At 47.2% G+C, this 14,331-nt stretch carries 10 protein-coding genes; 9 read left to right on the top strand and 1 reads right to left on the bottom strand.

The genetic code is table 11. The annotated features are described in order from the left end of the window. Positions 1-196: 196 nt before the first annotated feature. The 7 genes from H3S82_RS09720 (at position 197) to H3S82_RS09750 (ending at position 10,089) form a co-directional block, all read left to right on the top strand. On the top strand, positions 197-2,311 hold the full coding sequence (locus tag H3S82_RS09720) for a TonB-dependent receptor domain-containing protein (RefSeq protein ID WP_370541285.1): 2,115 nt from the start codon (positions 197-199) through the stop codon (positions 2,309-2,311). 63 nt (positions 2,312-2,374) lie between these two features. Continuing rightward, complete coding sequence (locus tag H3S82_RS09725) at positions 2,375-4,105, top strand: alpha/beta hydrolase (protein ID WP_198233473.1); 1,731 nt, start codon at positions 2,375-2,377, stop codon at positions 4,103-4,105. 2 nt (positions 4,106-4,107) lie between these two features. Then, complete coding sequence (locus H3S82_RS09730) at positions 4,108-5,037, top strand: siderophore ABC transporter substrate-binding protein (protein ID WP_198233472.1); 930 nt, start codon at positions 4,108-4,110, stop codon at positions 5,035-5,037. Between the two features lie 102 nt (positions 5,038-5,139). Then, positions 5,140-6,123 carry an ABC transporter permease gene (locus tag H3S82_RS09735; RefSeq protein ID WP_210326689.1) on the top strand — a complete coding sequence of 328 codons (984 nt, stop codon included), beginning with the start codon at positions 5,140-5,142 and terminating at the stop codon, positions 6,121-6,123. Positions 6,124-6,763: 640 nt separating this feature from the next. After that, positions 6,764-7,627 carry an iron chelate uptake ABC transporter family permease subunit gene (locus tag H3S82_RS09740; protein ID WP_198233475.1) on the top strand — a complete coding sequence of 288 codons (864 nt, stop codon included), beginning with the start codon at positions 6,764-6,766 and terminating at the stop codon, positions 7,625-7,627. Continuing rightward, entirely contained in the window at positions 7,624-8,382 is a 759-nt protein-coding gene (locus tag H3S82_RS09745; protein ID WP_198233471.1) for an ABC transporter ATP-binding protein, read from the top strand. Before H3S82_RS09740 ends, H3S82_RS09745 begins: the two co-directional genes overlap by 4 nt. Positions 8,383-8,724: 342 nt before the next feature. Next, positions 8,725-10,089 carry an MFS transporter gene (locus tag H3S82_RS09750; RefSeq protein ID WP_198233470.1) on the top strand — a complete coding sequence of 455 codons (1,365 nt, stop codon included), beginning with the start codon at positions 8,725-8,727 and terminating at the stop codon, positions 10,087-10,089. Positions 10,090-10,209: 120 nt separating this feature from the next. Here H3S82_RS09750 and H3S82_RS09755 read toward each other — a convergent pair whose 3' ends face one another. Continuing rightward, entirely contained in the window at positions 10,210-11,850 is a 1,641-nt protein-coding gene (locus H3S82_RS09755; RefSeq protein ID WP_198233469.1) for a Na+/H+ antiporter, read from the bottom strand. Positions 11,851-12,511: 661 nt separating this feature from the next. Between H3S82_RS09755 and H3S82_RS09760 the strand changes: the two genes are divergently transcribed. Together H3S82_RS09760 and H3S82_RS09765 are read left to right on the top strand one after the other, a co-directional pair. After that, positions 12,512-13,231 (top strand): hypothetical protein, encoded by a 720-nt coding sequence (locus H3S82_RS09760; RefSeq protein WP_198233468.1) that lies wholly within the window; start codon positions 12,512-12,514, stop codon positions 13,229-13,231. 693 nt (positions 13,232-13,924) lie between these two features. Continuing rightward, the gene (locus tag H3S82_RS09765; RefSeq protein ID WP_198237143.1) at positions 13,925-14,290 is read left to right on the top strand and encodes a hypothetical protein; all 366 of its coding nucleotides are present in this window, start codon (positions 13,925-13,927) and stop codon (positions 14,288-14,290) included. The last annotated feature ends 41 nt before the right edge of the window (positions 14,291-14,331 follow it).

The raw sequence follows: 14,331 nt of genomic DNA on the forward strand, positions 1-14,331 counted from the left end.
GTGCGAGTGAAAGCCTCTCGGGGGCAAAAGGTTTCAGCGCAAGCCGGAAAATGTTGGTTGCACTTGCTTGCAGCAGTTTTTTTCAACGAGCCTATTTTTTAATGGCACAGCCTTTGCCGAGACCGTCAATAACGAAGTAAAAATTGCCAAAAATGGCAAACAGAGCAAACCCTCTCTTGCGAAAAAAAAGCAAAACGTGACGGGGGAAAAGGCGGAAAGTGAAAATAGTGAAGCCACTTCGAATTCTGCCGCTCCGGCTTCAGCTGATAATCAGGCGCCACTTGCCGATGAAGGTACAATGTTACGCCAAGTGGTGGTGAGTGCGACCGGCTTCGAGCAGAATGTGAAAGATGCACCGGCCAGTATTTCGGTGATCCCGCGCGAGGAAATCGAAAAAGGTTCGTTCCGTGATTTGACCGATGCCTTGAGGAATGTTCAAGGTGTTGCTGTGACGGGGACAGCGGCCGAACAGGATATCTTCATTCGCGGGCTTCCCGGTGCCTATACGCTTATTCTGGTTGACGGCAAACGTCAGAGTACGCGTGAAGCACGCACCAATGGCAATTCCGGTTTCGAGCAAAGTTTCATTCCGCCGGCTGCCGCAATCGAGCGGATTGAAGTTGTGCGCGGGCCGATGTCGTCGCTTTACGGTTCGGATGCAATGGGTGGTGTTATCAATATTATCACCCGCAAAGTGCCGCACAAATGGACCGGTTCCTTTACCATTGACGGTACGGCAAACCAGTACAGCAAATTTGGTAATACCGCTCAAGGAAGCTATTATGTCGGCGGCCCTCTGGCGCCCGATGTTGTGGGAATGCAGCTTTGGGGAAGAGGTTTGGGACGCGAGGAAGATGATATTATTTCCGGTACGCCGAAGAAAAAGGAAATCGACATTACCGGCAAAGTTACCGTAACACCGGACGAAAACAATGATCTCACCTTTGAAGCCGGTCACACAAGGCTGCGCCGCTATAGTTCGGTGGGCCACAATATCGAGAGAACCGAAAATATCAGCCGCGCACCTGTTGACACCTATAACAAGAATGATCGTGACCATTGGGTTGTCGGCTATACCGGCCGTTACGGCTTTACCACTGCCGATTTTTCGGTGTTGCAGGAAACCGCAAGCCGCACCAATTACACATGGGACAGCCCGACCCATGATTATGTTGCCAATTTGCGTTCGCCGGAAATACGAAACACCGTTGTCGATGGCAAATTTACCACCCCGTTCGACATTTTTGGCCGCCACACATTGGTAACCGGCGGGCAATTCAACCGAGGGGCATTGACCGACCAGAACCCCGGTATGCGCACCGGACTTGATGAAGAATTTACCATCGAACAATGGGCCGGTTTTGCCGAAGATGAATGGTGGCTCACCGATACATTCTCGCTAACCGGCGGGGTGCGTATGGACCACCACCAGATTTATGGCGAACATTGGAGCCCGCGCGGTTATGCTGTTTGGCATGCCACCGACAATCTGGTTTTCAAAGGCGGTGTTTCAACCGGCTTCAAAGCACCGGAAATTCGTGAAATTGCACCCGGATATGCTTATACAACCGGAGGTGGTAATTGCTTTTACGGGCGCAATCCCCCGAAAGGGCGCAACCGCTGCGGTGTGATTGTCGGTGCCGACAATCTGGAAGCGGAAAAAAGTACCTCTTATGAATTTTCTGCCATTTGGGACAATCTTGATAATCTCGAACTGGGGGCAACCTATTTCTACACCGATTTCAAAGACAAAATCACCAACCGGCAGGTTCTGGATAGCAATGGCAAGCCGGTTGAATGGTCGGTTGACCCGAATTATGTGCTTTATGAAAACCTCAATATCGACGATGCTGTGATGCAAGGGGTGGAGCTTACCGGTTCGTGGAAACCGATTGATGTTTTGACCTTCCGTTCCAACTACACCTACACCCATTCCGAACAAAAGAGCGGCGATTATGAGGGGCTGCCTTTGGCAAGAACGCCAAAACACATAGCCAATCTGCGCGCCGAATGGCAAACACCGATTGAAAAGCTCGAAAGTTTTGCTGCCGCAACCTATCACGGCAAGGAAACCAATGCGGGTTTTAGAACCGGTACTGCCGGTAAGGCGGTTTACAAAAACGGCAAAATTGTCGGCCGTGAATATGACGATTATGTCACCTTCGATATTGGCGGTTCTTACGCTTTTTCCGAAAATGTCAAACTGAATGCCGCAATCTACAACCTGTTTGACAAAAGTGTCGGTGTTGACCAGTTCAATGATGTGGTGGAAGGCCGCCGCCTCTGGTTGAGCATGAACTCGCAATTTTAGGGCCAGAATGAATGGCGTGATGAACTCTTGAAGGACAGGATCAATTTTGAAAGTTCGCGTTTGATGAAAAACATCAAAAACATCATGTGCCGGTTTTTTAAAAACCGGCCTTCCCTGTTTCCGGAAAATGGTCTTTTTACAAAGAATGTTTTTGCTCCGGCAAATTCTTTAAATCTGGAAAACTCTCCTTTTCAGGCAATTGTTTTTGTTCGTGAAAAATCTTTGGCTTTGGCAAAACTTGAAAATTTGGCGGAAGCCCGAAGTTTGGAAAGCTGCTTCTCCGGAACACGCCGGTTTATTTCAAGCCCCCGCTTTGTGAGGGAAAAACAGGGGGTAAATGTTCGGGTAGAAAGAATGGGAATTGTTCCGGCTGAACGGGCAGGAGATATTCGGGCAGAACAGGCAGAAAATGTTCCGGCTGAACGGGCGGGAATTGTTACGGTTGAAAGGACGGGAATTGTTCCGGCTGAAAGGACAGGAATTGTTACGGCTGAAAAGGCAGGAGATATTCGGGCAGAACAGGCGGGCGTTTGCCGCTTGCAAGCCCCGCCATTTTCCCGCTTTTCATTTTCCCGCTTGAAGATGTCTGCTCTTTTTGTTGCCAGTCTTTTTTTCGGCCTTTTTTTCGGCCTTTCCTGTGGTTTTGCAAATGCGGAAGACGACAATACAGAAAAAATGCGCATCCTCACCAAAGATATAGACGTTTCTTTTGTGGATGGACATATTGCTTTGTTAGTACCTGAAGAAGCGCAAAATTCGGCTGGCAACCAAGAAGATGAAAAGAAAAACAAAGCAGAAAGCCCGACAAAAACCGGCGGGGAAAATTCGGGTAAAATGAATCCAAGCGTCGGGTTTCATGGCGCCGGGAGTAACGGTTCTGAGAGCGCCGTGCTTGAAAATGCTGATGAAAAAAGTGATCAAGGGATAAACACCGCACAGCCAAGAAACGAAGAAACAATCAAGGCCGGAAAGAGGCACGAAAACGGCGAGATAAGGCGCTATCGCCTGTTTATTGCTGTGCCGGAAAAGCCGGCACCAAGAGAGGGCTTTCCGCTTGTTTTACTCCTTGATGGCAACACGACATTCAAGCCCGCAATCAGGCAAGCACCCGATGCCGTAATTGTGGCAATCGGCTATTCCACCGACGAGAAAAAAGAGATTGTAAAACGCCGCTTTTATGACCTCACCTCTTATGCACCTGCCGATAAAATTCCGCTTCGAGAAGGCATGGAAGCGCCAAAAACCGGCGGTGAAGAAGAATTTCGCAGCCTTATCGAAAAAAAGATTTTACCAGAAATACTGATGGAATTGCCGGTCAATCGCGCCAATGTCACGCTCTTTGGCCATTCGCTTGGCGGGCTTTTTGTGATGAAGAGTTTTTTATCAGCCGAAAGTCACGGTTTTTCTACCTATTGCGCTGCCGACCCGTCAATCTGGTGGAACGGCCATGAATTTATGGAAAAACTTGCCGCCTATCATAAGCCGGAGGGTTTTAAATCACGACTATTGATTGAAACATCGGGCATTAAAACCCATCATAAGAATGTGACTGAATCGAATAAAAAGCCGGTTAAGGATTTACATTCCGGCCCGAATGGCAAAGATGTTTCAGAGATTTTGAGAAAGGCAAAGGCAGTTGACAACACGTTTTACAGCTTTTCCGATAAAAACCACGGCACAATGCTTGCGCCTGCGATCAAAGACTGTCTGCACTTCGCGTTGAATGCAAAAAATTTCAAACAACAAAAATTTCCCCACAAACTCCCTTCAACCAGTCGAAAAGAAATGAGGTAAAAATGATTAATAGACGTAATACTCTCGCCGCACTGCTCTTTGGTGCACTGGCTTCCGTTTTGTCATTTCAATCACCGGCAAGTGCCGATGTTGTCATCAAACATGCCGCCGGTGAAACCTCTATTCCCGATAGTCCGAAACGGGTTGTGGTGTTCGACCTTGCCACGCTCGACAATATGAACCGGTTAAAAATTGATAATATTGTGGGTGTGCCGGAAGGGATAAAGCCGAAATATCTCGAGCAATATAATGATGCAAAATACACCAAGGTCGGAACCTTGTTTGAACCCAATTACGAGACAGTGGCAAGCCTGAAACCTGATCTTATCATTATTGCCGACCGTTCGGCAGCGAAATTCAACGATCTTGCAAAAATTGCTCCGACAATCGATTTGTCCGTCAACAACAATCATTATCTTGCCGATGTTGACCGCAATGTGACAATTTTGGGCCAGATTTTTAATAAGCAGAAAGAAGCAAAAGACGAAATCGACAGCCTTAACAAAAAGCTTGAAGAGGTAAGGAAAGTTTCGGCTGACAAAGGAACAGGCCTTCTTGTTCTGACCACCGGTGGCAAAATTTCGGCCTTCGGGCCGGGATCGCGTTTCGGCCTGTTGCACTCCGGTTTTGGTGTCAAACCGGCGAACGACAAACTGGAAGTGGGCAATCACGGGCAGATGATTTCACCCGAATTCATTTTGGAAACCAATCCGGACTGGCTCTTTGTGATTGACCGTGATGCAGCCATTGGCCGCGAAGGGGAATCGGCTGCAAAATTGCTTGATAATGCCCTTATCAACAAAACCAAAGCGGCCGAGAACAAGCATATCGTTTATCTCGACCCGCAAAACTGGTATCTTATCGGTGGTGGGCTTTCGGGTCTTCATGAGACAGCCGATCAACTTGATGACGTATTTTCAAAAGCAAAATAAGCATTTAGCCTGTTGTTGACTGAAAAAGTCATGAAACGGGTTGATTGTTTTCAGCTTTAACGCTTAAACATCGGAAGCAGCAGATTGGTCTGCCGGCTTCTGATGTTTTTTAATCGGGTAAAGATTGAAGTGCGCTCTCTTATTATTGGCATAACGGTTATTATCGTCCTGTCGATTATCAGTATGTTTCTGGGGTTTTCCAGTGTTACCCTCTCCGGCCTTCTTGCCGGTGACGAGCACAGCTTCCTTGTATTTTTCCAAACCCGTGTTCCGCGCACCATTGCGCTTATTCTTTCAGGCGCTTCTCTTGCCCTTGCCGGCATGATTATGCAAATGCTAACAAGGAACCGTTTTGTTGAACCTTCAACAGCGGGAACCGTTGAATCGGCCTCGCTCGGCATCCTTGTGGTGATGATATTTGCCCCCGGTCTTGATGTGATTTTGAAAATGCTGGTGGCCGCCTTGTTTGCTCTTTTCGGCTCGCTCATTTTCATGTTTTTGTTGCGGCAAATCCCGCTTAAATCCGTACTGATTGTGCCCTTGACGGGTATCATGCTCGGCTATGTGATTGGCGCGCTCACAAATGGCATTGCCGATCAGGAAATGCTGTTGCCTTCGCTGCAATCCTACCTTTTCGGCAGCTTTTCCATGGTGGTTGAAGGCAAATATGAATTATTATGGCTGTCGCTGCCACTTTGCCTTGTTGCCTATCTTGCGGCCGACCGTTTTACCGTTGCCGGTTTTGGAGAGGATTTTTCCAGTAATCTCGGCCTTGATTATAAAAAAGTGATGCTTTTCGGCCTTGTCATTATTTCCATGATAACGGCAACCGTTATCTGCACCGTCGGGCGGATTCCCTTTATCGGCCTTGTTGTGCCCAATATCGTTTCCATTGTCATGGGCGACAATATGCGCCGCACAGCACCTTTTGTCATGATAACAGGTGCGGGACTGGTTTTGACCTGCGACATTCTCGGCCGGTTGATGAGCAAATCGGCAGAAATACCGGTTGGAACCATTATGGGCGTGCTTGGTAGTGTGCTTTTTATCGCACTTCTCTTGAAATGGAGAAAGCGCCTTGGTTAGAAAAACACCGAAAAATAACAAGCCCGCTTTAAAAGGTGAGAAGCCAGAAAATGCGGCCGGAAAAGACGTTGCCGGAACAAATGCGGTTGAGCCCGGCATTGCTACAGCCGGCCTTCTTGAAACCGATAATATCGAAACTGCAATTGGCGAGGATAATTTTACAAAAACAGAAATTATCGAAACGGATGCCAGCACGCCGGATGAACAAAAAAATGCTTCTGTTCAAGCAGATATTGTCGAAGCAGAAATTGACGAAAAAGATATTGGCGAAGCCGGAATTGGCGAGGCAGGCCTTGACGAAGTCAACATCCTGAACAAGAAAGCCGAAGTCAAAATCCCGACCGAGAATTTAGACAAGGAAACCGACAGGGATTTAGGCAAGAATTTAGAAAAAGACGCGGGCAAGGAAACAGACGGGCAAGCAAGAAAGAAAGCAAATAGGGAAAATGCCGCAGCTCTATCCGGCTTTATCAGCACGGATGACGCAAATTCTTTCAAAACGGCTATTACCGGCAGTGGCTCCGCAGATTTGAGCTTCAGCAAGCCCGAACAATCAAAAAAAATCCGCTCGACACTGCCTCTTCTTATCGGCCTTGGTGTTGTTGCTGCCATTTTTATTGCGCTTTATCTTTCATGGAATATGTCGGTTGTGATCTGGCCGTTCCGTTTGGGAAAACTCGTTTCGCTTATTCTGATTGCCTATACCATTGCTGTCTCGACGGTGCTTTTCCAGACGGTTTCCAACAACCGCATTCTTACCCCCTCGATTATGGGCTTTGACCAGCTTTATATTCTCATCCAGACGGTGGTGGTTTATTTTGTCGGCTCGACCGTTATTTACGGGGTAAGCGACGAGGTGCGCTTCATCGCTGTGGCACTTATTCTCACACTGTTTTCGACAAGCCTTTTCACATGGCTCTTTTCTGGAACCATCAAGGGACTGCACATGACGCTTTTGATCGGCGTTGTGTTTGGCGGCCTGTTTTTCAGCTTGCGCATGTTGTTGCAATTGCAATTGAACCCCGACGAGGCGGTCAATCTCACCGATGTAATGTTTGCCAATTTCAACCGCTTCAACACCAATCTCATTGGCATTGCAGTGATTATTGTTGTGATTGTTTCCCTGATCGGCTGGCGTATGCGCTATCTTTTCGATGTGCTGGCACTGGGGCGCGATATGGCAATTAATCTCGGTGTCGATTATAAACAGGCCGTCTCACGCATTCTTGTGCTGGTTTCGATTATGGTTGCCGTTTCAACTGCACTTGTGGGGCCGGTCACCTTTTTCGGCCTTCTGGTTGCAAGCCTTGCCTACCAGTTTACGCCGACAGCCAAACATATGAGCGTGTTACCGGTTGCCATTCTGCTTTCGATTATTTTCCTTGTCGGCGGCCAATTCATTCTCGAACAGCTTTTCAATATGGCAAGCCGGTTGAGCTTTATTATCGAATTTGTCGGCGGCATTGTGTTTTTGACCCTGCTCATCAAGGGGAAATTGAGATGATTGAAATTAGCCATGTATCCAAAAGCTATGACGACAATAGCATTATCGAGGATTTGTCGCTTCAAATCCCGAAAGGCGGAATGGTTTCGATTATCGGCCCCAATGGTGCGGGTAAATCCACACTTCTAACTATGATAAGCCGCCTGCTGCCGATCACAAAGGGGAAAATTACGGTTGACGGGATTGATGTGACAAAGGCAAAAGGAGCCGATTTTGCCAAACGGCTTTCTATTTTGCGACAGGAAAACACGCTTACAGCGCGCATTACCGTGGAAGATCTTGTAAGCTTCGGCCGCTACCCCTATTCGCATGGTGTCTTGACAAAAGAAGACAAGACATTTGTCGATAATGCCATAAGCTATCTGGGGCTTGACCCTTATCGCAAACGTTTTCTTGATGAATTGTCGGGCGGGCAGAGACAACGCGCTTTTGTTGCCATGGTGATTTCGCAAAACACCGATTATATCCTGCTTGACGAGCCATTGAACAATCTTGATATGCGCCATGCCGTTTCAATGATGAAGCGGCTTCGTAATGCTGCCGACGAATTGGGAAAAACCATTATTATGGTGATGCATGATCTCAATTTCGCCTCCTGCTATTCCGATCTCATCATTGCTTTGAAAGAAGGAAAACTCGTTTATTCCGGTGCACCCGAAAATATCATGAAAGATGAAATCCTTTCGGCAATTTATGACATCGACATCAAGGTCAAAGATATAGACGGGCAGAAAATCGCCGTTTATTACCGCTAGATCGACCTCAAAAAACTCTGCCCCCGAAAACTTTTAAGGGTGAAAAAGATCAAAAATCTTTAAAAAGCGACCGGTCAAACAATTCAGAAACATTGTAGGCGAAAAGACGGGTAAAAAAGAATAAATAGGGAAAAATCAATAAAACGGTCGAAGAACAATAAAACGTAAGAAAATAAGGGCAAAAAACAATTGCCTGAAAAATGTGTTGGAATGATTTTCTTCACAAAAATATTCTTATGCTTTTAGAGCCTATTCATGTTTATAGTCGTGGGGGGCAAAAAGCTTGGCCGGAAAGACGGCTGACACAAGGTTGAAGTTCGCATTGTTAAAGAGACATGGCACGTGAATAGAAATGCAGACATAACGAAATCCTATAAATTGGCCGCTATTTTTGCGATTTGCCTCGGCGTTATTATGGCAATGATCGACACCGGCATTACCAATACCGCCCTTCCCACAATTGCACAGGAATTCAAAACCAGCGAAGCTTCAACTGTTTGGGCGGTGACAGCCTATCTTCTCGCCATGGTTGCAATGACTCTTCCCTTCGCAAGCCTTGGCGAAGTGACCGGTTTTCGCATTATTTTCATTGTCGGGCTCATGGTTTTCACCCTTGCTTCGCTTCTTTGCGGGCTTTCATGGTCGCTTCCAACGCTGGTTGGTGCACGCATTTTGCAAGGTATTGGTGCGGCCGGAATATTGAGTACCAACCTTCCTCTTATCCGCTTTACCTTTCCGCCGCAGAAACTGGGTGTCGGGCTTGGTATCAATGCCATTTGCATGGGGGTGGGCTTTTCTTTGGGGCCGACACTCGCCTCGCTTATTTTGTGGTTTACCACCTGGCACTGGTTGTTTTTGATGAATGTTCCGCTTGGCCTTGTGGCGCTTGCTATTTCCTTCCATTCACTCCCTAAAACGCCTTTGAGCCACTATCGTTTTGACAATCTTGCCGCCTGTTTTTGCGGTATCGGTTTTGCCGCTCTCATTTTCGGCATTGGTGAATGTGCGCACCGCCAGCCGCTTTCCATGATTATTCCAACCTTTGTCATTTCATTTGTGGCAATTGCCGCCCTTATCATCCGCCAGAAAAACCACCCTGCCCCGTTTCTCGCCTTTGATCTTTTTTCCTCGCGGATTTTTACCCTTTCCATTCTTGCCGTCCTTTTTGCCTTTATCGCGCAAGGGATTGCTTTTGTAGCGCTTCCCTTTTCGTTCCAGATGTTGATGCATAAAAGCCAGTTTGCCACCGGCTTTCTCATTGCGCCGTGGCCTGCTTGTGCGGCACTCACTTCAACCTTTACCGGCCGGCTTTCCGACCATTTTTCACCGGTTCTGCTTGTGGCTATCGGTATGCTCTTATGTGCAAGCGGCATGTTTTCGTTAAGCCTTCTTGGCGAGGGAACGCCGGTTCTTGTGATTGTGATCTGCATGATGGTGTGTGGTTGCGGCATGGGCTTTTTCAATGCGCCGAACCAGCGCGTTATCATGCTTTCCGCCCCTGCCGACAGAAGTGGCGCTGCCGGTGGTATTATGGGCATAGCAAGGCTTATTGGCCAATCGGTGGGAAGTACACTTGTTGCATTCTTCCTGATTGTCTCTTCCCATTACGGCTCGCGCTATGCTTTGTGGTGCGGCACAATCTGTTTTTTACTCGCTGTGTTGACAGGCGGCTTGCGGCTAACAAGCGGAAAAGCCAAAAAATCTTAAACGCTGCTATCTGTTTTTGGCTGTTCTTTTTTGGCTAGTCTTTTCTACCATTTAGGCCGCACACTTCCGCCCTACCGGTTTGGAGAGGCCGGGCAATAAGCCGGTTCCAAAATGTGTTCCTTAGCCATTTGAAAAACGTGTTTCCAGAAGATCGACTTCGCGGATCAATTTTGCGGTTGTTTCTTCCGAAAGCTGGTGACGACGGCCAAAAGCAAAATAGGTTTGGCGTTCGGCTTTCAAAGCTTCGAGGCGCAAACGCCGTTCGATTTCGGCAATCTTGTGCGTGTTGATCGCATCGGCATCCGAAATATTCTGGTCGGCCAATCTATCACGATAGTTCGCCATGACACGCGCACCCGCACTTGTATAAAGGTCGGCATCGCTGCGGCCTTCACCCCAATTGTGCACCGCCTGTTCAACCGCTTTGATAGCCGCTTCGGCAGCCGCAATATGGGCGCGCTCTTCTTCCTTCTGATGGGAAGGTTCGGGCGGCAATTCCAGACCTTTGAGGAGGAATGGCAAAGACACACTTGCCATGACAAGCGAAATCAGAATAACGCCGGTGGCAAGGAATATTGCAAGGTCGCGGGCGGGAAAAGGCGAACCGTCGGGGAGAAAAAGCGGCAAGGTCAAAACACCGGCAAGGGTTACCGTGCCGCGAACACCGGCAAGCGATGTCACAGCAACGAGCCGCCAGCTTGGCACGAAAGGTTTGAAACCGCGCCGATAGGCACGGGCAAGCGTAAAACGCAGAGAAACCCAAACCCAGATAAATCTGAGTACGGCGAGTGCCAGATTGATTAAAATGACATAGGCCACAAGCCAGACCGGTTCATGGTGTCCGGTTTCCTGAACCACGATTGCCGCGCCGCTTACAATATGGGGAAGCTGTTCACCCAAAATGACGAAAATGACACCATTGGCAACAAATTGCACTGTGTCCCAGACAGCAAGCCTGCGAATGCGCGTCAAAGCAAGATTGCGCAGACTGTCTTCGGTAAAGCTCATGGAAATACCGGCAGCAACGGCGGCAAGGATTCCCGATGCATCCACCTGTTCGGCGGCAAGATAGGCGGCAAAAGGAATAAGCAGGCTTATGAGAATATGTGAACCTGTTTCCTCGCCGAATTTATTGTTCCAGAAATTGCTCACCCAAGTGACGCAGAAGGTGGTTGCCGCCCCGATAATAAGACCGGCAACGGCGGTCCACAAAAAGGTTCCGAAAGCCGCAATGAGCGAAAAGGAGCCGGTCATGGCGGCTGCCACAGCAAAGCGCATACTGACAAGACCGGACGCATCATTCAACAGGGATTCACCTTCCAGAATATGCATCAGGCGCTTCGGGATAGGAGAGCGTTTGGCAATTGCTGTAACGGCCACAGGGTCGGTTGGCGAAACAATGGCAGCAAGCGCAAAAGCGACCGAAAGCGGCATGGCCGGAATCATCCAATAGGTGAAAAAGCCGACTCCCAGAACGGTAAAGACAACAAGCCCCAGTGCCATTTCAAGCACTGTCCAGCGGTCGCGCTTCAAACCATCTTTCGGGATGCGCCAACCGTCAAGAAATAAAAGCGGCGGTAAAAACAGCAGGAAAAACATTTCCGGCCGCAATTTTACGCCCATGTCGCCAGCAAGAGAAACCACTGCACCGACAGCAATCTGGATAAGCGGTAGCGGAATGGGCAATGGAAGCGCGCGCGATATTGCGCCGCTGATGATAACAGCGACCAGCAATATCAATATCACGACAACCGATTCCACTCTTGATAACCCTTCAGAGAAAACTATGCCATGCCATTTAAGCAATGAACAGTTTCAATAAGATAAACAAAAAACGAACTTCTGAAAAATTCCTGCCAAATTTATGACGATCGACTTCTGCTCATGTCATGTGCGGTAAAAATGGTAAATTGTGGGCAGTTTTTCTTCTATTCAATGAAAAATAATTGTGCTCCATCAAAATTGTGTAACCGGATGAAATCTGCCCGTGAGCTGACACGGTTTCGCCCATAAAACTGTGCTCTGGAAGCCTATCTCTCCTTTGAAGACCGCTCCGGCTTTCACAAAAAGGACTTCCCTTTAAAGCGCAAGTATTACCTAACATTTTGTTTTTAGTTGATATTCTCGAAATTATCCTATTGCTTTTGAAAAGCGGCTTTTTGGCTGCCTGCTTTTATTCAAAATAAATAGTGTCATTTGGAATTTTGGCAAAATAGATTTTCGCAATCTTCCAACAGAGTTAAACATTTCTCTCGATATGTTGTTTTTAACTTCAATGCCGGCGCAGGAATTTCATGTTTTATATTGAAACTTTACTTTCAAAAAATTAACGTGTAAAATAATAATCTAATAATACATGATCTATTAAGAGATTGATGTAGCCCGACTACTGTAACACGAGTAAATTGTGGGAGAGACTATCATGGCACTGACGCCGGTCCAGAATTTGAAATTCGCTTCTGTCAAAATCTTGCAAGAGAGAATTGATCAGGTCGAACAACAGGCCAAACGCGCTCCCACGACCACGGAACAGATTTTTAAAGCCAAAGAAACAGGCTCTCCTTTGAAAGCGGAAGAAAAATCGACCTATGACAAAATCCGCAGCAAGATAGCAGGCGCTACGGTATTTGATAATAGCCGTATGAGCAAAACCGAATTCAAAGCAAAAATACTGAGAGAAATAGCAAGGAGCGTTGGCGTTGATCTTGATAAAGGTGGAGCAGATCTCAAACGTCTGGCCAATTTTATCCGCGGCAAATTGGCTTACATGAAATCTCAAGACCCGGTAGGTTATGAAGAATTTATGGAAGGCATCACTAAAAGGCTCGGCCTTGATAAATTAGGCTTGAAGGCGGAAGACATTGTCGAGGCAATGGCTGACCCATCTTCAAAAAAGGCGGAAGAAGTTGACCAAAAGCTTGATGTCTATTTCGGGAAAGATGGTGAAGCCTCTTCCGAGGTTGACAGTGAACTCAACGATATCAAAGAAATTCTGAACCGGAACGGCGGCACTTCCACAAACGGAAAAGCTGCCGAACAACTTGCCACTGCTCAATCCAATGCTTCACGGCAAAACGAGATTTTGACCGATCAGCCGACTGCCACTTATATGCCGAAAAGCTTCCCGCCAGCGCGGAGATAATTGCTTCTGGCATAGACCGCACGACTGCTTATTTTTCTAAAAACTGCATTTTCCGAATGCTTGTGTTTTCGGATGAGAAATCGGAGTGAGGAATGGCAGCAGCTCTGCGTTTAACATGAAGCGCAATGGCCGAAACCTATAAAGTCGGAAAACGGTGGGAGTGAACTTTTAAAACGGATTTGGGGAATAGCGGCAGCTCGGCATTCAAGACAAAGCGGATTAGCCGAAACAGGTAAAACCGGAAACCAGTGGAAACGAACTTTTAAAACCGGAACACAAAACGTTAAAAGCAGCAAACCATCAGCATCATGGGAAACCGGTACGGGTTTGAACGACAGAGTTTTTATGCAAGCTCTATGACCTTTTCTGCCCAAGAATGGTTCTTCAGACTTTTCAAAAAAGGCTTTACCCCCTCAAGCAAAACGATTTTCCGGAAACATTGGCAGATTTTGTGAAGCTTCTCATGGCGCTAACAAATAACTCATTGTCTCCGTTCATTGCATATATTCTCATCGCCCAAGTAATGACGGATCGGCTCTTGCTTCTTCGTGACATTCAATCAAGTTTACGTAAACTATGTGCACATTCAAACTGTTCATCAACCAAAAGCAAAAATTATTTTTCGGATATTTTTTCTTGTAGGATAGCTCTTACAATGCGGCGACGGTTGTATTTTGATGACAGGGAAATGAATTGGATACTCAAAATAAAATGGATTTGGAAAATAAAATAAAATCGTGGGTGAAAGACCAATTAGTTACTATGCCCCGAGGCGCCAAGAAAAAGCTGGCAGATTATTTAAAGATAACCCCTACCCAATTAACGCGCTTGTTGAACCTGGAGGCTGGCAAAGAACCCCGTTCAATGCGGGTGGAAGAGTTTTTGAAGATAGTCGATTTTTTTGGTAAATGGCCAGACAATATGATGCCGTCGATTTTCCCTGATAGCAGGAAACAGCATTTAATAACTATGTTTGACGCTGTTTCGCCCGAATGGCAACGAGCGATCATTGCGATGGTTGAGGCGTTAGTCCAGAGCCACAAAAGCCCTGAGAACTGACCACAACCGCCTCGTTCATTCTTCGATCGTTTTTTACAGAA

Source organism: Bartonella sp. M0192, from assembly GCF_016102305.1.
In the GTDB taxonomy this organism is placed as follows: Bacteria; Pseudomonadota; Alphaproteobacteria; order Rhizobiales; family Rhizobiaceae; genus Bartonella; species Bartonella apihabitans.